General features: G+C 58.3%; 10 protein-coding genes. 6 read left to right on the forward strand and 4 right to left on the reverse strand.

Features of this window, described 5'->3' with window-relative positions; translation table 11 throughout:
• The first annotated feature begins 64 nt into the window (after positions 1 to 64).
• Both OUO20_RS05405 and OUO20_RS05410 read left to right on the forward strand, forming a co-directional pair.
• A complete protein-coding gene (locus OUO20_RS05405; protein ID WP_268002974.1) occupies positions 65 to 907 on the forward strand; it encodes an SDR family NAD(P)-dependent oxidoreductase in 843 nt (280 codons plus the stop codon).
• Positions 908 to 1,969: 1,062 nt separating this feature from the next.
• Positions 1,970 to 3,289 carry a HEPN domain-containing protein gene (locus tag OUO20_RS05410; protein WP_268002975.1) on the forward strand — a complete coding sequence of 440 codons (1,320 nt, stop codon included), beginning with the start codon at positions 1,970 to 1,972 and terminating at the stop codon, positions 3,287 to 3,289.
• Positions 3,290 to 3,490: 201 nt separating this feature from the next.
• Here the strand turns inward: OUO20_RS05410 and OUO20_RS05415 are convergent, their stop codons facing one another.
• On the reverse strand, positions 3,491 to 3,886 hold the full coding sequence (locus tag OUO20_RS05415) for a hypothetical protein (RefSeq protein ID WP_268002976.1): 396 nt from the start codon (positions 3,884 to 3,886) through the stop codon (positions 3,491 to 3,493).
• Between the two features lie 1,276 nt (positions 3,887 to 5,162).
• A complete protein-coding gene (locus tag OUO20_RS21625; protein ID WP_442781131.1) occupies positions 5,163 to 5,783 on the reverse strand; it encodes a sensor histidine kinase in 621 nt (206 codons plus the stop codon).
• Between the two features lie 299 nt (positions 5,784 to 6,082).
• Between OUO20_RS21625 and OUO20_RS05425 the strand changes: the two genes are divergently transcribed.
• The 4 genes from OUO20_RS05425 to OUO20_RS05440 all read left to right on the forward strand — a co-directional run bounded on the left by OUO20_RS05425 (position 6,083) and on the right by OUO20_RS05440 (position 13,902).
• Positions 6,083 to 8,362 (forward strand): KAP family P-loop NTPase fold protein, encoded by a 2,280-nt coding sequence (locus OUO20_RS05425; RefSeq protein WP_268002978.1) that lies wholly within the window; start codon positions 6,083 to 6,085, stop codon positions 8,360 to 8,362.
• Between the two features lie 834 nt (positions 8,363 to 9,196).
• On the forward strand, positions 9,197 to 11,308 hold the full coding sequence (locus OUO20_RS05430) for a hypothetical protein (protein ID WP_268002979.1): 2,112 nt from the start codon (positions 9,197 to 9,199) through the stop codon (positions 11,306 to 11,308).
• Positions 11,309 to 11,593: 285 nt separating this feature from the next.
• Positions 11,594 to 12,379, forward strand: a complete 786-nt coding sequence (locus OUO20_RS05435) for a hypothetical protein (protein ID WP_268002980.1) — start codon at positions 11,594 to 11,596, stop codon at positions 12,377 to 12,379.
• Between the two features lie 740 nt (positions 12,380 to 13,119).
• Entirely contained in the window at positions 13,120 to 13,902 is a 783-nt protein-coding gene (locus OUO20_RS05440) for an AfsR/SARP family transcriptional regulator (RefSeq protein ID WP_268002981.1), read from the forward strand.
• A 4,211-nt stretch (positions 13,903 to 18,113) separates the two neighbouring features.
• On the opposite strand, the gene OUO20_RS05445 is transcribed toward OUO20_RS05440, so the two are convergent.
• Both OUO20_RS05445 and OUO20_RS05450 read right to left on the reverse strand, forming a co-directional pair.
• Entirely contained in the window at positions 18,114 to 18,350 is a 237-nt protein-coding gene (locus OUO20_RS05445) for a hypothetical protein (RefSeq protein ID WP_268002982.1), read from the reverse strand.
• Positions 18,351 to 18,989: 639 nt separating this feature from the next.
• Positions 18,990 to 20,933: a hypothetical protein gene (locus OUO20_RS05450; protein WP_268002983.1), complete on the reverse strand. Its 1,944-nt coding sequence runs from the start codon at positions 20,931 to 20,933 to the stop codon at positions 18,990 to 18,992.
• Positions 20,934 to 20,963: the final 30 nt, after the last annotated feature.

Here is a 20,963-nt window from a genome sequence, read left to right on the forward strand (position 1 = left end):
TCGAAGGGTTAGTCCTCTACGAGACGGCAACACCACACACTCCAAACAGAACCGGGAGATCCGAATGACCCCCACACCAGTTGCAGTTATTACCGGCGGAGGAACAGGAATCGGAGCCGCCACCGCCGCAGCACTCCGACGCCAAGGGTGGGAAGTTGTCATCTGCGGACGCCGCCGGGAAGCTGTCACCAAAGTCGCTGACATGACCGGCGCCCACGCTGTTGTCGCGGACGTCGCTTCGGTTTCGGATATGGAACGGCTGGCCGCGGATACCGTGGAGCAATTCGGCACCATCAACGGCCTCGTACTGAATGCCGGAATTGTCCGCGCCGGCAGTGCCGGCGAGCTGTCCGATGAAGACTGGAACGCCATGGTCAGCACCAACCTCACCGGGCCCTTTCTACTAGTCCGTGCCGCCTTGCCGCACCTGATCAAAGCCAGCGGCTCGATCGTAGGGGTGGCCTCAGCAGCAGCGCTTCGCGCGACGGCTGGAATCGCGGGCTACGACGCCACGAAGGCCGGCCTTGCCATGTTGATGCAATCCATCGCGGTCGATTACGGACCGCTCGGGGTGCGCGCCAACGCGGTATGTCCTGGCTGGACCCGGACGGAAATGGCGGACATGGAGATGGGTGAATTCGCAGAACACAGTGGCATTGATCGCGAGGACGCCTATAGCCTCGCCACAGCGTTCGTCCCAAGCCGGCGCCCGGCCGCGTCTTCGGAGGTCGCCGATGTCATTGCGTGGCTGCTTTCCGATCAGGCCTCATACGTCAACGCAGCCACGATCCCGGTGGACGGGGGACTGATCGCGGTCGAACCCGGAGCCATCGCCTTCGACCCCCGGGTCAGTATCGGCACCACTGCCGCAGGTGGACCCACCCCGGCGATGCTAGCAATTCCCTGACTAAGCACTACAGCCCGTCTCTCGCGAGCAATCTGAAAAAGGAGTGTGGACATTGTCCACACTCCTGGCCCCGGACTATCCCGTACTGCCTTTCGATGCGGCCGGATTCCGCATGTTTTCGCCGGTTCCCTTTGTTCCCAAGGACTGGAATGTAGTTCGAGTCCCACCTCGGGCACAGTGTTTTCCTTCGTCAGAGGCGATTTTGCTTTGACGTGTTGACAAAGCTTGTGGTCGCGTCGCTCTGACGGCTGGGTTGCGGGCTTTGGCCTGGCTGCCGCGGTGGCCTGTTCAGGTGGGTGGGGTGACGGGTTCAAGGCCCTGGCTATTGGGCCTTCCGCCTGCTGGGGGTGAGTTCTTGCGTTTCCTCGTTCCGGTTGTGTCGAGTAGGCCGGTAGTGGCTTACACCTACTCATGGGCCGGGGGAGCGGGGACAACATGACTTCGGCGATGTCCCTACAGGAAGCACCCTAGAAGGGCGGTTTTAGGCTTGCCCACGAGAGGCCTGCCGAGGTTTGTCCTGCCAAATAGGATGTGGACAGTGTCCACACTTACGTCTGCTTTATTGCACGGCCTGAGGACTGAGTCGAATGTCTGCTCGGGCCATAAACCTTTCGATCACGGTGCCTGGCATGTACTTTTTTGGAGCACCGTGGCTGCGACGGAGTGGTTAACGGCGATGAAAGGCGGCGCTTCAGCACCTCTACATATCGCCTTCGGATGCCCCTGCCCGGGCGTCAGAGGCACTCAGGCCAGCTTTGGCGTGCTGCCCGGTTGTCTCGAATCGCTCGGGATTCGAGGCACCGGGGGTTATGAGACAGCGAACCGGGATCGGGGCGAGGAGCGCTGCCCGCGACTGGAACCATAACGCAGCACGAGCTCGTACCAGTCGTGGCCGTCTCCAGTCTCGGCGGCAGGTTTCGCCAGCTGCATCCGACACCAGCGCCGCTCATACAACGGGCACCAAGGATTCTCGCTGAACAGGCGAAGTCTTGAAATAGCCCGCTGGACTAGGGTTTGAAGGCGCCACGCAGTTTGCCTTCCTGGCCGTCTAAGCTCCTTGGCATGGATAACGATCTTCCGAAAGGAACTCGTCGCGTCGGAAATCTGGTGGATTTCAACGCGGACACCCCGTCCGTTTCCGTAACGCTGGAGCGCGACGAGAAGGGCATCAGCGTAACTGTTCCGTGGGGCGGAAGAGACGACTACTACTCGTCGTGGTTCATGGGCGAACACACAAGGCGTCCAGAGTGGGCGGTCTGGCCGCCCATGCCGAAGAACCTCCTGTTCTGGGACTCCTACGGATCTGTACTTTTAGTCGATTGCTGGGCGCAGGGTTATCACACCAACATTTCGACCGGAACCGGGCGAGTTTGGGCGCGATATGCGGTACCTGGTGTCAATGACGACATCGACTACTCCATCGTTAATGGTGTCCGTTCAGAGGTGACTGGGCTGCGGGAATGGTTGGGCGTGGAGTCTTTCGAAGAAGACTTCGACTTCGAAACCCGTGTCCTCACAATCAAGGCAGCGTCCAGCGAACCGATTCAAGTAAATTCGCTCCTTAGTTTCCTGCCTAGTTGGGATATCACCCGCGACGGACATGAATCCACAACGATCAAGAACGTGGTGTTCTGTGAGTCGAGGAGCAGTGACCCTTCTTCTTGGGAAGACTTGGTGGGGTCACACCGGGGCATGCGAGATCTGCTTGTTCTTTCCCGATGGGTTGCGGAGACGTGCAGAATAGTTCAAGCCCAACACGATGCCGACCCTCTTAAAACGCTGGATGGAGCCGAGCATGGCGAACAGTGGCGAACGGTGATCGAACCGCAGTCGGATCCATCGTCGTCGTCCCCGAGGGGACGACTCACGCATCTGGTTGAGTATGCAGACCTCGGCCCTGAAGGGATTGATCGCTGGTTCTCTTTGCGTGACCGGTTCCAGAGAGCGCTCGATCCGGTCATTTCGGACAGGTTTATCAGCGGGGTGGGTCCCGTGACGCATATGGCTCAGGTCGGACCGGGCCTGGAAGCGTTGGGATTTCTGATTATGCAGACAAAAGATGGGATGAACGCCTCGGAAGCCAATAGGAAACCTCTTCGTGCACGGTTGGACCGGATCCTTGGCGAGATAGAGGATGTGGTGCCCTTTGATGGCGGCGACTGGGCAGCCGGAATGACAGAGGCCTACAACGGGATTAAGCATGCAAATCGAGACCTCCCCACGGAACTGGAACTACTCAACCGGTGGCGAGAATCGATACTCGTGGTGCGAGTTTGGGTGGCCCGGGAACTAGGCGTGAAGGCAGAAGCTATCCGTAGCCGACTGGAGCGCGACCCGCAAACGAAGCCATACGTCCCTAGGGCCTGCATAGCCGGACCCTAGCCGTTTTGAGATGTGTAGACGAGTTCTGACATGTGCGCGGACGGCTTGTTACCACTAACTAGCCCGGTTACTCCTATTCGCAAAGGCACAGAGGTGTCTCGAGACCCTAGGGTTTCGAAACACTGAGGCTATGGCATACCCGGGTGGGTTCAGAGGAAGAGTCGGCGCCCGCGGGCGGGGTCGCCTTATCGGATCAGCTGGTCACTTGCCGGATCCGAACACGATCGAGTCGAAAACGGCGCGTGCCTCGCTCATCAGCGCCGGATTGATCGATTCGTCGATATGGGCCACCGCGACGACAGCCCGCTGGCCGCCCAGGTCGACCACCCGGTAGGTTTCGTGTTCACTCTGAGTTGAGTACCAGCGTGAGCAGTCGTTTCTAGATCCTGAGTGGATGCATAACTTGCCGCCGTCGCAGGCGTTGATGTCCACGCTGCTCTCGACGGAGTGGTCGAACTCGAAGCCGGAGTAATCGCCCACCATGATCTTGGTGGGAGGCGTGCTTGTCGTTGATGACTGCGCTGCCATCGCGTGAACGAAGGCCTCGGCGGACGGACCGTCATCGGAAAGGGCGCCCCTCCACTTGCATGCGTCCATCGCCACATACTTCGCGGGCCAAAGAGTCAGGTAGACGGCCCATTCAGCCGGGTGGTCCGGGTCATCCTTGCCCAGGCTGTCGCCGTCGAGAGCAAACCAACCGCCTGGGACGGTGATCTGGAAAGGCTCCTTGTAGCCGGTGATGGGGACTAGGTATGTGCCGGCGTCGATATCGCCACTGTCCGGCAGGGTGGGGAGCGTGCGAGTGTCGCGACTCTCCGGCAGCGGTGGGACCGTGTGAGCCTCTGTAATCGGAGAACTGGCAGACGGGAGGGGCGCGTCGTTAGACACATACTCGCACCCGCCCAGACATCCAATCAGTGCGATAGTCACCAAGGGCAAGAGATAGCGCGACCGCTGAGCGGCCTTTTCGAGGGGTGTCACAGAACTCATTGATCCGCCAGGCCACTACAAGGTGCTGTGAGGCCCCGCAGCCGGATGGCCCCGCGGGCGGCCCGGGATGGGATGCCGTCGCCTAAAGTCTCCTCCGGCACAGGACCCGTGACAATGACGAATTGTACGGAGATCAGTTTCGGCTCAAACAATCCTCCGGAATGACAGGGGTTGCTGGGTACAGTCCGATCTATCAACCCGATGAGGTTGCCGTCTGCGACGACGCCGGTGGTCCCATTATTAGTGCTTGCTCGTCCCGCCCTTCCCCGATGAAGCCAGCTTCGATGAACCCACGGCTGGGAAGCGTTGGAGAGCCACTAGTGCAGCGCGAATCCGACCTTGCTGATTGGTTGCATCCGCCCCTACCGATACACACCGCTAAGCTTCAGCCGGCGCAGCACATTCGCAGTATCAGTCGCACATAAGGTGGCCCGGTGACTGCCGAATCGACCTAGTAGCGTTTCCTGAGCACGACGCAGCACCGCAGAGCGCCTCGCTGCCGACGAGACTGCAGAACATTCAACACCAATGGCCCATCGAACACACCGACGACGGCAGCCTCCGCAGGGAGTGTCTCCGCTGCGGCAAAGACGACGACGAGACGCGAGGGAGGCGGCGTAGAGTTGAGCGATTGGGTGGGCCCAGTCGGTGAGACAGAATCTAAACAGCCGCGCGAACATGGCCTGCTCGCGTCCGCCGTGGCTCGCTGCTCTCGTGCCCAATTTCAGGAAAGGATTGCTGTGGCCGCCACAGACTTCTCAGAGGTGTGGGGACTACCGTCTGATGGGAAGAATTCCACTCTCAGCAATGGTGCGGCCGCGCCTACGGGTGGAAACTTCAGCATCTGGACAAGCGGTCCGTCTCGGCGTTTGTGTTGCAGGAGTTAGGGCGGGCGGGGTGGTCGAGTAGCGTTCCTGCCCACCATGCCTGGTATTACTGAGCTTGGAGGGTTGAGGGAAGGCGGGCGTTGAGGAAGAAACCTTCGTCCTTGGGCCCCCCACTGGATGCTTCCCCCGGCGACTTCAACTCTTTCTTTAAGACCCAGGAGCCCGTAGCCGGATTTAGTGCCAGGAGCGTTTTGGCGCCTGCCGCCGTCGTCGGAAATTTGGAGAGTCAGCGCGCTGGGCTCCCATCGGAGGTCGATGAGCGCATTCGTTCCGGATCCGGCGTGCTTGGAGATGTTTGTCAGCGACTCCTGCACCACCCGGTAGGCGGCGTGGCCCACGCTGGGATCAAGTTTTCCGGCTTCGCCGGATGCCTTTACATCCACCCGTATTCCCGCTGAACGGACCGGCTCGATCAGCCCATGAATGTCGTCCAGTGTTGGCAGCGGGTTCGGCTGTTCGTCGGCCGCTATGTCATGGTGTGCCTTCAACAGTCGCAGGAGGCGGGCGAGTTCCTGCGTTGCCTCGGTCCCTACGGACTCGATGACTTCCAGAGCTTGGGCGGCACGTTGCGGGTCCGTCTCAATGACCCTGCGCCCGCCGGCCGCGTGGAGCATCATGACGGTCACGGCATGCGAGACGATATCGTGCAGTTCCGCTGCGATCTGGGCGCGCTCCTGCGCAACGGCCGCTTCAACGTTTCCAGTCAGCTATAGATAGAGAAGGTGTTTTGAGAGATTTTTGAGAGAGCCTTTCAAGGCATCTGACGTTCTCCCAAATACCTTCGTTTTTGATGACACCATGTTTGCAGCTCGGCGCGTCAAGCCTGGTCGGCGCTTGGCACGCCCGACGCATAGCCCGAGCAGTGAGGGGACTAAACCCCCTAGACGAGAAGACGCCTTGACCGTAGCCTGACGCGATGCATCTGGTGTGGAGCGATGATGAAATTACGAGAGTAGAACAAGACTCCTTGAACCGGTCAATGTTCTGCGAGAAGGTTGCCGCGTTCATCAGCGGTATACCAAGCGGCGCACCAAGTACCGTTGTTGGCCTGGTGGGTCCATGGGGCAGCGGTAAGTCTTCAATCTTGAATATGGTGGAACAGCGACTTCGTGATCGACAGGCATTCCTATTGAACGGGTCCTCGGAAGTGCAGCCTTCTCAGGACTCTGTTGTCACGGTCAGGTTCAGCCCGTGGGCCGTGTTGGATAGCCTTTCACTGATAAGTGAGTTCTATTCGACACTTCGTTCTGCATGCACTTCCATCGGTGTGCCGGATTTGAATGAAAAAATCGCCCGATCCCTGAAAAAAATGGTGCCTTTACTAAAGGCTGTACCTATTGCTGGGTCGGCTCTGGAAGGTTTCTCAAGGGAACTTATAGGCGAGACTAACTGGGCACACTTGTTTACGGAGCTGGACAACGCCCTACAACAACTCAATGGGCGCGTCCTATTTATAGTCGATGATGTTGATCGACTTCAGAGAGAGGAGGTAATGACACTAATTAAAACGATCCGAATGTTGGGGAGATTCCATAATGTTCATTATTTGCTGGCCTATGACAACGAGGCGCTCGTTGACGCTATGACAGGCGTTGCGAGCAATGACCGACATCGGGCCGCCGCGTACCTAGAAAAAATTGTGCAATATCCTTTGGCTATTCCACCGGCGGACCCGAGACGGCTGAAGCAAATCCTATTAGAGGGTCTCTATCCGATATTCGTAGCAGATGAGAATGCGAGCCAGTCTATATATGAATCGCTTTATAACACGAAGCGGGATTTCAACGCGCTGGTAGAGCAATTTTCGGAATATTACGACAGTTGCATGCACATATCTTTCGATACTGTTCGCGCAATCAAACGCTACATCGCCCAGGCCCGGTATTACTTCCAGCTTCTCAACGAAGAAGAAATTGACATAGTTGACTTTCTGGGTATCACATATCTACGAATGGCCCTCCCAAGGCTTTACCATCGCTTGCCGTCGATGAAGGCCAAAATAGTTCAGGGTGGGTATGACCGTGAGCAGCTTGACCCTGAGGCTTTCTGGCAGCACGTACTTTCAGACACATCTCTGGCTCCTTCCGACGAACGTCTATCCCCGGACGACATATGTTCGCTAATGTGCCTTCTTTTCCCGGCGGCCATAATCGAAGACGAAGATGAGGAAGAATGGAAACCACCTAATAAGAGACCGAGGCGTATATCAAATCAGGATTACTTCGACCGGTACTTTATGTTCTCGGTTCCATCCGAAGATGTTTCTGACGTCCAACTGGAAGCTGATCTGCAATCACTCATTGAGAGAAAATTGGAGGTTCTCAAGGACGACAGCTTTCCAGCTACTTTTACGTCCGTTGCTGCCAGCCATCGAAAGCTCGCGGCGACGAAAGCGCTGGGAGTTGACCTCGACATCGACGCTACTGAGGTTGCCAGCCTTACGGTGTCAGTTGTGTCTTTGCTGCGCCGCGAAGGAAATGCTTCTGCTAGAAATGCTCTGCACCGTTGGCTCGGAAGCTTACTGGCCGTACATCCCGGATTGACTAAGCGTCAGTGCAGCGATCTGTTTGAAGATATGAGTGACGCAGATGATTTTCGGATCACTCTTCTTTCCGGTGAACGTCGCGTCCGGTTAGCTGCCAGTGCAAACATCCCGCCAGAAAATAACGCTCTTAGGCGACTGAAGGAATTTCTTATTCCCCTAGCGACCAACCAAATGCTCAGCTATAGCTATTACGATGAGAGTCGCCTGCATGCCTTTGAGCCGATGGCTTCGGATATGGCTGGCGGGCCGCACTCAGCATATTATGCCTTTTCTAATTTAGATTCGTTTCTTGTTGGAAGTCCCGGCTTTTGGCGTGGTTTCGACCTACTACTTATGTGTGGGGGTCAGAGCTGGGCTAGAAATCGAATGTCGGTCGAGTTTCAACGGAAGCAAGTCGATTTGCTTGGATTCTTGGAGCGGTTTTTAGTGCGAGGTGAAGATTCGGCGTCTGGGTCTGGGTCGCCTGTCTTAGCCATGGACTGTGTCCTCTGTGTCATCGATGAGAAATGGCTTATTAGTGAACGGTTGCCGGGGTTGTACTACACAAAGCCTCAGGACCCGAACGGGCTCAGGCCTGGATGGACGCCTTCAGTCGCTAAGAACGCTGTCATTGAAGGGCTTCTAGCGTGGCAGCAACGGAGGCGTGATTAGCCGGTGAGGTTCCTCTTAGTGATTACCGAGCTAGGTACATGTGGTTCCCAACGACTCCAAAATCACTGAGGGCGGGACGACGTCTATGGTTGCGTCGGAGATGTTCTTCTCGTGCTATCCGTCATGCCCGTTCTTTCGATCGGCCAAGAGCGGAAGGTCACTGTCACGCGACGCCCGGTTACTACCGGGACACACAAAAAGGACCCCCAACGCATCGGATTGAATTTGCTGGGGGTCTTCATTTTTGGGAGCATCCGGCTTTTCAATTCGGATTCAACCAGCATACTGCTAAAATCTCATGCCGTCCGCCGATCAGAGGCAAAGTACAGTCATAGCATGAATGCACTCCAGGACACAGAACGCCCTCATGGAAGCGTGCTCAACAGGGCCGTAGCCAGTAAACCGTTGCTCATAAGGCTCTCCCCAGGTCCCGTTGGAAAGTGAACGGGTGCGAAGAAGAAACGTGTCTCCTCGAAGGGACAGTGACACACTCGTGCCTTATCCCTGAGCGTCTGTTCCTGCGAGATACTAGGCCACAGACCGTTGGGCCGAAGTTGTTGGGGGACCGCGATGAAACGATCGCTGTGGGTATCGTCGATTCTTGCCGGAATAGTGTTTTTGTTCGGGTTTGGAGCTTTGTCAATATGGTGGCTTGTCGGCTCGTATCAGAGCGCCCTTCCGGGGCTGTTTGACTACCCTAGTGCGACTTGGGGGGATGGGCTATTCCTACCCATGTTCGTTGGTGCCCTTGTCTGGGCAAGTTCGAACCTTCCTAGGCCTGAGGGGTATTTTTTTCGAGGGTCCGCAGGAATAATCGGGGCTTCTTCCGGAGGAGTGGTCGTTGCGGTCTGGATGATGGACGCCTCCGTGCAGCCCAACTGGACGATGCCGCGTGTTCATGAGCTGAATGCAGCGGGGTGGTATCACGCAGCTTTTCTCATTGTCGCCGCCGGACTGCTCGCATGGCTTTGGGCTGATTTTGTTCAAAGGTTGCGCAACGCCTTTTCAAATCCATCCACGGTCGCAGAAGGTAGGACTGTATTAAGCTCCGGAGCCGTCGCCATTGCGTGGGGATCGTTCATCGCGTACTGCTTCGTCGCGGGAATTGACAGCGGCGCAGTAAGGCTGACACAAGCTGGGCAGGCCTCGCTCGTGTCTCTTTGTGCTTCGCTATTGGTGCTGGGTTCGTCCATTATTTGGGCAGTAGGCTGGCGGCATTTCTTGAGCACGGTTCTGTCTTTAGCGGTTGCAGTCCCTGTCGCCGTTGCGCTACTTACAGTGACCCTCTTCTGGAGTCCCAGCCTCGTCACTCTTCTATTCGTGATTGCGGCGGCTGCTTTTGGGCTCGCAGTCGCTCTCTCGCCTCAGCGGTTTCACGGTGCCGCAGGCACAGCGACGACAGTCACCGGAACTTCAGCTCTGGAACTAGTCGCTGGGGCGTGCCTGTATGTAACTCCGGCTGTTGTTGCGACTCATTCCAGCGTTGATCAGCCCGTATCTCTTTTGTTTCTCCTCAGTGCGGTAGTGGGCGCAGTGCTGTGGCTGTTGGTCGTTCGCAGGTTGCGTCGCGGCATCTGGTCCTTTAGGGAGGACTACCCGTGGATAGTTACCTCGGCAGTATTCCTCGTGGCCACATCCGGGGCCACCGCCTTGTCGGGCAGCCCGGACCTGTCTGAAACTGCAACTGGTCTTGTTTTTGCGATCTTGGGGGCCATCCTGGCGGGCCCGGCAATCAAGGTGGGAAAAACGGAGCTGCAAAAGCTTACCGTCATTGAATCTAGCCCGGAATATCGCGGCAATGATTCTAGCCCCACGGTCGTGCAGAAGCCGGAAATCGCGCGAATCTACTGGCGCTTGGCCGTGACGGGTGTGGGCGCGCTGTGCTCCATTGTTGCACTCGCATTTCTCACGTCGTACACACTCGGATGGGATAACGGATCAGCAGGTCTGCCTTTGTCGTTGGGAGCTGTGCTCGGGGCCATCGTCACCGTTCTAGGTGGCGTCGTCCTATTCCTTATTCCGGATAGGGGTATGCAAAGGAGCGCCTCAGACGGATGGAGGGCCAAAGCCACTGTATCTATTAGCCTCTCCTGTTGCCTGGTTCTCGTCGTACCGATCCTCGTGCAAGTGCTGGACGGTGCTTCCTTCGACTTATGGGCCGCAATCCAAAGCTTCCTCCTAGCACTTTTCGCCGGTGAGTGCATCCTCAGTAATGGGCTGAGGATGGGGCTGGTGCGGCCCACATTAGGATCGAAAGTAATCCTGGTGGCAGTTGTTGCCAGCGTCTTCGTTGCCGTTTATTGGTCCCTGACCATAGCGATTGGCCGACCGGATGCGCCCGTTCAGGTGCCGCAGTCTCTACTGGGTTTGGCGGGGGCATACATGATTGTTTTTACCCTTACGTTCGGTGCCACCATAAGCATCTATGGGAAGTCCGAACCAAAGGATTGGGCATGGGCAGATCGCCGTAAGGCAGCAGTTCAGGACTCGCTTATGCTGCTGCCCATGTGGTTGCTCATGGCATGGTTGCCGCTGACTATCTATGCCCACATTCCCTCCCAAAAGAACTTTCTCTACGGACCCGCCATAGTGGCGCAGATACTGGTCGGCTTCATTGCCCTTTACGTCGGGGTTTTGGTGTGGATAACTGGCGTCAACAATGGCCATGTGGGGCGGACGATAGCAGGAATGGGTTTGGTGGTGCCCTCCCATCTCAGAGAAGATGCCTCGCACCTGAGCCGACTGATGGCCCTTCCTTTGCGACTTAATGACTACAGGTGGGATGTCCAGGGTCGGGATGATCGTGACCGGCGAGTTCGCGCTCTCAGTACACATACAGCCGTGCAGGACGCGCTCGCTTTCGCTATTGCTGCATTCACTGTTCTAGGTTTCTTTTGGCTTCTCCCCGCTGACGTTGAAGGGGCGCCTGCTCGCCTGGATGCTTAGCGGACAAAACCAACTGTTGCGTGACCGTTTGAAAAGGAGGGAAGACCTGAAGGGTAAGCGAATTTATAGGACAACGCTCACGCGTCAGATGCGAGTGCCGATGCCAGGGTTGTGCCAGGGATTCTTGTAGCGGTTGACGGAAACGTCGGACGTGCGCCACGGAGATGGTGCTACACCCTTAGTTACAGCGCCCATTAAACGGGTCTTAGGCCTGCGTCGGACAGATGGAATCCAGGGCTTCTCACGTAGGGTGAAATCTGAAACATCGTATATTGGGGGGCCACAATGGCAGGAATCGATTTTGCAAAGCTAGGCCCGCCTTCCGCTTCGGATAGAGAACTTCACCCGCGTGCGATCTTCGCTGCAATGCCAAGTAAGAGTGGGCGCCTTGAGTACCTGCGTGAGGTTCAGCGAGAAGTATTTGACCGCTGGTTCGAGAAGCGGACTAAGTCGGACCTCGTGGTGAAGATGAATACCGGCAACGTTCATCGCGCAGTCCCTGCAACGTCGCCGACCGCAACACCCGAAGGGTCGGCCAGCGCACCGCCCCCTGCTTCGAAGCAGCCGCCGGCCTCAGCCCCAGCGGGTGCTGCCCGTGGCAGTGCACCGGAAGAGGCTCCTGTGGTGACTGCCGAGCCGGACATCTTCGACCTGCAGGGCGAGAAGTACGAAGCGAGTCTCGGCGACGGCTGGGAAACATCTCCAGCATTTCTCGTGGTGAGCGACGATGTTAGTAAGGCTGCCGATGCACTCGGCAGGGCTGCCGTGCGGTTCTTTCACATCGATGAGTACGGTAGCGAGCTCGCGCCGGAGCGGAGAATTGCGTTAGAGCAGGCGGCGACGACATGGGACGTGCCCCACACGCCAAATTTCGTATCAGATGTCTACCTGACGCCCCGCGGGCCGATGATCTGGACGGATACGAAGGGAGAACTGACCCGGCCAATGGGAGACGCCATGCTTCACGTGCTCCTTGACGAACTACGTGTAGAAGGTATTACCGCCCACGTGGTCGCTCCGCCTGCAGACATCAACCTCGAAGGAGTTCCGGTTATTCCGCTGGCCGGTTAGCCCACAACGACGAATTGCCGGCCGTCGCGTCCCAAGGAGGTCGCCCTTCCAAGACCTTCTGTGCGTGCATCTCCACCAGATGCTGAAGATCATGGACTCCGTCGGGCGACATTCAACCCTACTCAGAAGCGCGGCCAACACCATCGAAGTTCAGATGCATCCCACCATGTCCTGCGTACGGGGGAGGGGCTGCGACGTGCTTGCCCTCACTTACCCTGTCGCGTACAGCAGCCGCGGCGGCGCCGTATACATGCCGCCCATGGCCTTGATGAATTCATGCTCGTGAGGTGACAGGATGCGACGGCGGGCGTTCCACGATCAAACGGGGGATTAAGAGTGAAAGGACTGTCTTGGCCAGGACGTGCGATGTCGATGGGGGCGATCCCGGTCCTGATACTTTTCATCGCTGGTTGCTCGGGAACCGCTTGGTCCGGCGGACCTTATCCGCGTAGGCCATCCCAACCACGAAGAAGAGTCACAGCGAATAGGTCAGAACGCGAACTGAGCGACGAACGACGCTGGGACCCGCCGTCGTTCGTCCACTCTCGGACCTGATCACGACCTGAATGCGCTTTAGTTGGGCAGTCAAGCGGTTTCAAGAACACCCCTGCCCTTGACGGCTGAGAGAAGCCTCTCCCTAAAACAAATTGGGGGGATTGCCGCATTGACTTTCTTTTTCAGCGTGAGGATCCTCGAACTTACATATTCGATGTAGTTAATCCACTGGGATCGGGTAAACCATGGGCAACGATGGCTGTGGAGCGTTTGAACTAGACCTCATCGGTTCCTGGCAACTTCGCCAGGAGGGAGAAGCAGTCCGTGTTGCTGCGCGTCAGCAGCGCCTTATTGCAGCGCTGGCCGTCCGCGGTGCCAGCTTTAGAAACTACTTGGCTGGGATGTTGTGGCCGGAGCGCCCGGAACCCAATGCGCTTGAAAGTCTTCGGATGGCTATCCATCTGACGACAAGACAATTACCGGGACTACTAGTCAAGAACGGAGCTCTCCTGTCCCTGGACAGAAGCCTTGATGTGGACCTGCACAGGCTTCGTGCTGCCCTGAAAAAAGCCCAAGCAAGCAGTGATGGCGCGAGTGACTTGCTGCAGGACTTCCGCGACGTGGACCTTCTCCCTGGCTGGTATGAAGACTGGGTGGTGTTTGAGCAGAGCCGGCTACAGCACGACCGCCTTCGAGCGCTTACTTCGCTTTCTCAGCGGCTGGCCGCCTGCGGTGACTATGATGCTGCATCGGAAGCAGCAATGGCAGCTTTGGAGATCGAGCCCTTGTATGAAAGCGCCGTTCGACTACTCTTTACGGCAGAGATGGCACAGGGAAACGTTGCCTCTGCCTTTCTCGGTTACGAAAAGTACGAGGCACAACTGCAGATGGACATGGGTGTTTCTCCATCTGAAGGTCTACAACGATTGGTCCAAGAATGCGTTGGCTGTCATGACTGCAGGACAACGCAGCGGCTACTTTTCCCGGGCAGCAGTTTGGGTCAGGAGCCAATGCTTCACAACGCGTAAGACTGGTAAGGATCAGCGGCGGACAGTTATGCTCCCGGGTGGGAGACCGCACCCGCTACACGGTAGTCGACTCCCGAGATGTTATGTTGCGGTCCTGTTCGTGGAGACCCAGCCAGTGGACGCCATCGCATTCCACCAGGACCTCCTGGGCGCGGACGACTCGGAAAGCTTCTTCGGGTTGCCCTAGCAGTAGCCCGCGGGGAGCCCAGGCGGAGGGCGTTCTGCTACTCGCTTAGGTTCGAAGTCCAACGCGCTGATCAGCAGCCGAACGGCGGTTCAGTCTTCCAGAGGAGGCGATCAGGTGCTGGCTCTGGCTTCGGTGAATAGCCACGCCAATGCTTGTTCTGCGTCGGGAAAATACCGGATTGGGCACCGCGGCTCAGGTAGTCCCGGCGTCCATGGGCGAGGACACGGTCTACTGATGTGGTGCCCAGGGTTGCGAAGGCGATGACGGTGACAGCTTCGATGATAATTCTGACTGCTTCCCGGCTTACGGATTCAACCCCAGTAACTTGCAGTAGGACGGCAGCGCCGGCACCTTGAGTAAGCGCCCATAAGGGCCCCGTCCTCGGCTGTGATGGTACTGCCTGGCGGCAAAGTAACTCGGACAATCCTTTCGCTGACGTACTCGATCGTGGTTCTTTCGGCATCTAGAGGCTCGCGCAACGAATCCGTGCCGGTCAGATTGGGCATGGTGTATTTATCCGTAAGGAAGCTTCGTCCTCCTCTGGACGTGATTTGAGCCGTCATCCGATCCCCCAGCTGTGCTTGGACCGCGGCCCGGGCGGGGCGGATTGAGCCGGTGCAGCCTCAGATCGCGGGATGGTCAGCATACCTCTGGTCAAACTGAGCGTCCATGACAAACAATAACGCCCGAGGTGAGGCATGCGGATGTATGTGAGCGACGGGCAGGTCATGGAAGTCTGCCTTCCTGCACGATGTTGAACTCGCTCGCGATGCCTTTGCATGCGTGGAAGGGGAGGAGTCCGAGCCCGCCAAGGGGTGCGATGCTTTGGTGACGCTGTCGTCGGCGTCGTGGGCGCGGATCAGGACGCGAGGTCTTCGAGCCTGAACTAGGCAAATGCAGATTCCGGCCTTGATGGCTTGTTGGCCGAGCGCTTCGAGGAAGAAGGCTTGTTGGGTCGGTGCGGGGATGGACGAAACGGCGCGGTCCAAGGCGTCGAAGGTTTTGTTGGTCGGGAAATCCGCTGCATTGCGTGGCGAGAGTGGACCGGGCCCGGCTTCCTTAGTGAACGGGGCATCCATAACCTCGGTCGGTTCCTAGCGCTGGGCCCGTCCAGTCGCCATGAGTTCCGGGGCCGGCGCCCGGGCGTCGGGCATGTTCAGCTGCAGCCTGAGCGCGTCCAGCTCGGCCGGCCTAGGCGGGGCGGCGTGGGAAATGTGGGGCTCATCGGTACTGCTCCTTCCTCGTCGTGGCTGGTCTCGTGCCGAGGCCAACCCAGGGCGCAGGGCGCTGGTGCCCGGGGTCAGGGATCTGGTTTCGAGCGCCGCGTGAGTGGTGGTGCGCCGGATGTTCGCGTTCAGGATCGGTTGCAGGCTTTCAACTACCGGTGCGTTTCAAAATCAACCTCAAAATAGAAGAATGCACCTAGTGATTGCCGCTGGACCCAGGTTGAACGGCAAGCCAGCGCTCGACCAGTTTTAGGACCTCGGCCGGGTCTGAGGCGGAGAGCGTTTTCTGGGTACGCTCCGAGGACTGCCCGTAGGTTACTCGTGCTCGGAACCCTTGGAGTTGTCCAGGTTCGTGCCATGTTCGGATGACCATTACACCCCCTGCCGCCGCACCTCGATCTACACCGGTGCGGTCGGCAGGTTCAGACCACTGGTCGTCCGACATCGTTGATACCCTCTCAGTACGTGGCGCCACTCTGCTGGCGAAAGATGTATAGGTGCTGTGGTTTGAGCCTCTTTGCCAGTTTGACAAATTTTCCTCCAGCCAAGTGTCCTTCTTTGTATAGCCCTGATCCTGCCTAAGCCGGATCAGGAGTAGGTCCGGTCTTTCTGCAAAACTTACGCAAGATTGGCTGTCGCGCGCTCCTGCTTTTCTAAGGGGCGAGAGTGCAACATGGGCAACCTCTGGCGAGCGAAAACGTCAGGCAGGGAATGGCTTCAACGTTTAGTGTGACAAGTTTTCGTTGCCGCGGTCCGCGGGTGTCGGTGATGGCTGAACAGGGAGCCACGTTGACAGGGTCGCCTGCCGTATTTGCCGGTTCTGACGACGGATTCAAAGTGGTTGTTTTGAGGAAGGAGCTGGAGCCTTTTAAGGTGATGATTTTGGCACGGGGACTCTGGAAGGATGTTCACAGATATTGCGGCAGCCACAATGCCGCACGGGGCGGCGTTCGAACACTCAAGATCGTCGTCCCGTCATTCTCGTTACGTCGCCATCCGTTATCCCAGTCTGAATACAGAGGGACCCAAATGGTGGGCCCCCGAAGAGGGTTGACTACGCCTAGTGCTCATCGCGGAACAAGCAAAAATAGGCGGATGACAACCGCGGAAATCATCAGCTTGATGACGCTGATCGTCGCAGCGCTCCTTGTAACTCCAGACCACTCAAATGGCAATGAGCTCACGGTATGGCCAGGATGACAGCCGCAGCAATAAAAGTCTCCGACTGTAGCCCTATCGCCCTGAGAGTAGGGAAGGTGGTTGAAAGCCTTGAAACGCCAGCTGCACATGTTCACGTGGCATGGCGTTCAACTGACAGCCAGTTGGAACTACTTGGCTCAGCCTGCCCCTTTGCGCCACGAGTTGCTGTGAACCGTCCCGTCCGGGCCGGCGCCACCTAAGCTGCTGCGGGATTGGAATCGATCGTGAGCAATCGTGAGCAAACTGATCATGACCGACTTGCTTAGTAGCATTTGTCTGGAGACAAGTACCTGCTGTGCCACTCATCTCCAATATGCGAGTTTTCGGTGCCGGGCCGGCGCGGTAGCGGTGGTTGCGCGGAGGACCCGCGCAGCGATCATGGGGCATGCCGGAACGACAACCAGAAATGGAGCTTCTGCTTGTTCATCAGCGACATAAGGCTCAACGTCGTGAAGTCAAGAAGCCAGATTATGGCCCGCCGGTCGCCCGAGGTTTTCCAGAAGCTATCGTGCCCGAGGACTGGCTGGCACGCCTATCTCCGGGGCCGTTGACCCTAGCCTGCAGCCGAGGCGCAGCGGAACAGGGCGTTCCCGGATGTTGTTTCTGGGCCGGGACGAGTGCTCGCGGCCGATCACCGTGCCTGGGTGGTGGGCGGTCGGACGGGTCCCCGCGTAGACGGCAAAGTGGCTGGCCGGCTGCGGTGCGCTGCGCGGTCAGGTCCTGGCCGGCGGTGGAGCAGCGGGCGTGTGACTTTCAGCGGTAAACGGAGGCGTTTTCACAGCGCTATTTGGCGCATGGGGCAGCCCGCAAAGGGGATCCTTCACCAGGACCCACCCCAATGCTGGCGCTGGCGGGATGAGTCCCAGCCCGCAGCTCGCCGAACAGCCACCGCCAGCTCAACGGCAGGCATGTCAGATGAATCTAGTACCAGATCATCTAGGTCTGCAGCTTCAAGAACGTTTGAAAGTTCTTCGACTCGAGCCAGGGGCCAGATCAGACCTTCAGGATCGTCTCGATGGCGGAAGCGCAGGCGTGACTCCAGCACATCTGAACGAGCCGAGGCAACCTCATCCATCTCCTCCGCGCCCACGGCATGGACCCGCTGCACGCCAACGCCAGCGGACAGACACCAGTTAGGCTGGCGAGGCTGATCGGGCAACTACGACGTCGCCCAATACTTCCAGGACATACCCCACTGACAGTCGGATAAAACGAGGGGGAGTAACTGCCAAAGCCTTCCACGCCGGCTTCGGTAGGGATGACATGATCGCCGGGGTCTGGGCATTGAGTAAAACGCGCGAAAAAGGATCCTGCATCTGGTCAAGCGCGGGCGCAGGTCAGCCGTCGTGCATGGCCCGGGTTGGAGACAAATCGATGTCACGGGTGTGAACGGGAATGCAGGACAAACGGGCATTTGGCCACAGGCATAGTGGACAATCACTGGTCATCACCCGTCGACACGCCTCTGACCATGGGTGGGCATCGGCCCTCCGGGAGTCGCGTGTGGGCGATCGGATGGTCCGTCATCGGATGATGTCGCCGCGCCGCTCGGCTGCTGAAGTGGGGCTTTGCTACTCCGTTTCTTGCGAAATAGAGGCCTACTTGGACTCCGTCAAGATCACTCGAAGGCCATTGTCCGGGTGGTAAGTCCATGTGGCTGAGAACTTGTCCCACGACGCTTTCTGCATGCCGTCCAAGGCGCGGGTCGCACTGATTTGACTGAAGACACTGTCCGGCATTGCAACAGCGGTGAAAACACATTCAAAGTCTGTGTCGCGGAGGCCGGTGACTTTGAGGATGTTGGCGTAGGTGGGGTCCTCGGGCGCGCCTTTCATTGTCATCGTATGGTCTGAATCCCCGAGCGTGGCGTATTCACTGAAGACACTGCTGTCCAGCCTGCAGGAATGGCGCGCCTGGTGGATTAGAGACTCAGCAGGGGCGGAAGTTGTCGCGGTGGAGGCTGTCGGGCTTGATGCTTCGGAGGTCCCTCCACAGCCTGCTAGCGCCATCATCACGAGCGGGACTGCCAACGCGCAGCGCTTCCTGGGATATGCCTTCACGCGCGTACGGTGAACACGGCCTGCGCTGCTGAGTGGAATGAGCTGCATTGCGTTCAAAGTTCCCCCGGGTCTGTCGATGTCGAAACAACGTCAGGCTAACCGTCTAGCCAAGAGTCGCGCGGTTCCTGCATAAATCTTGAGCGACTCTTTCGCTATTCGACGCACAAGCGCTGCGGGAGCTCGGCGCGGCCGCCGTTCCCGACGGCGCCGCCGAGCGGGGGTGGCTCTTTGCCGTTTCCATTCTGACCGGGTACGGGACAACGGCATGCCGGATCATGATCCGTGGGGGAAGGTGCAGTTTGAAGCGACCCATTCAGGGGGCCAGCCCAGGGTGGCGCTAATCTCACAGGTTGCACTTAGGGTGAGCCACCAGCCCGAGGCGTGCCGGCTCTTGCCGGTCGAGGCGGCGTGTTATTAGGAGCGTCTGTGCAGTAAGAAGTCGTCCTCGATCTTCAGCACCAGTGACACCATCATGCGGAGAAGCTGCATGTAGGATGTCCGGTGAGCGGACTCGTCGCGGGGGTCCGCGTTGGTGCCGTGGAGGTACCTATTGCGCAAGTCGTGGCCGTCGCTGAACTCACTCCTGTTCAGGAAGAAGTTGAAGTAGCTCGCTTCGGCCGAAGTGAGGAGCGTCGAACCGAACTCGAGCCATCCTTTGTCCACCAGGGATACCGCGGCCGATTCCTCGAACCCATAGTGACCGAAGGGACCTGCTCCATACTTGTGGACGTCCTGCAGGACTCGGATCGTCGGCAGGGAGCTGAAACAGATCACGCCATCTTCAAGCGACATTAGGCCTTCCGCGATCAGCCAGTCGACCGGCTCTACCTGGTAGTGGAGCAGATCCGTGTAACGGACCTCGTGAGTCAGGACCAGCTCCACGAACGTCCTGGCCCGAAGCTCATTGTTGAGGTAGGTGATCCTCGACTGGTCATTGAACAGAAGATGGAGTGCGGCGTCGCAGTCCCGGCTTTCGGCGCGAATCAGGTGCTTCCGGTCGACCAGGCTGGGGATATTTCCCCAGGGGCGCGGGGACGACGTCATCTGCAGGAGCTCGCGGTCAAGTTCGCCATCCTCGCAATAGAGTGTGAATTGCTTGGTGACGCTCTCCATCTCCGCGCAAATATGCCGGCAGCGTTCGAGGTACGTGCTGCTAGCGGTGGAAGGCGCATAGTCGAACCCTGCGGCATCGAACGCCTCGGCGAGGTACTCGCGAAAGTACCAAGCAATCACATCTTCGACTTCGACGCCCTCTCGCTGGAGAAAGTCGTAGTAGGCCTCGGTGCCGAGAATAGTCAGGTAGTCGCGGTGAGCGAAAGCGCCTCCTCGACGGTAGGCGTCCTTTCCTGACACACGCAGCCCCTCCAGGGTGCCGATCTGGCTCCTGAAGGAAGGGAGGGCTAGCAGCCCCCGTCCTTCCGAGTACCCCACCATGTCCCAGAAGTTCGCGAGGACGTGCAGCGACTCCATCGACGACTTCAGGTGCAGGCCGCCGAACGTGCGCTGACGGAGGGTTCTGGTGTCCTTCCGTTCCACGCGGTCGAGGACGGGCTCCCGCTGCTCCGGGTCGATTCCCACGGCGTACCCAGTGCTCATGGACGTGTGTGTCTTGTCCTCGAACAAGGCCCGAACGAGGTCGGCTTTACGACGCTGTGCCGCCAGGCGGATTTTGGGGGTGATGCCGTGCTCCAGCTTGTCCTGAGCGTTCGCGATGGCCTCGAGGTAGTTGAGATGTGGCGATTCGCTGTCGATGTAGCTCTGCAGGATCTGTTGCGAGTCGGCGGTAGTCAGGCTTTTCGGCAGGGCGCATGCATCGGAGGAGTTCATGATCAGATGGCTTTTCACCAGTAGCTCACCGCATCGGTCGTCGGCAAGCAGCGAATTGCGCAGCCTTCCGTCATGGGCCCCCACGAACTGCTTGTCCCCGAGCATCGCCCACAGCGGAATACCCGCCGCGACAAGCGCGTCAAAGAGCGCCTGTCCTCCCACGTTCTTCGCTACCTTGTACCTGCCGATGAGCACCAATACGTCCTGGGTGTACTCTCTGTCTAGTCCGTTTAGGTGCTCGTCGATGCTCGAGCTGTCGAGCTTCGAAAAGAAGGCGGCGAGCTGTCCGCGAAGCACCCGGGCCGCCGTTGGGAGCGTGCCACGCTCCTCCGGGGTCAGCGTCCTAGGCAGGACGCCGAGCCTCTCGAACTCGAGCGCGTTGTGGACCTCGAGAGCGTCATTCATCGAAGCAATTGCCTGCTCGCCGGACTGCGCCCGGATCAGGGCCACTGCCTCATCGACTAGCACGACGTTGGCCAGGTCGTGCGGACCATAGAACTTGAGCCTGTCGCGGTGTGCTGCGTCTTCCATGCAATGAGGTTATCGGCATCGTCCCACAAA

It is taken from the genome of Arthrobacter sp. FX8, assembly GCF_026723805.1.
Lineage (GTDB): Bacteria > Actinomycetota > Actinomycetes > Actinomycetales > Micrococcaceae > Arthrobacter.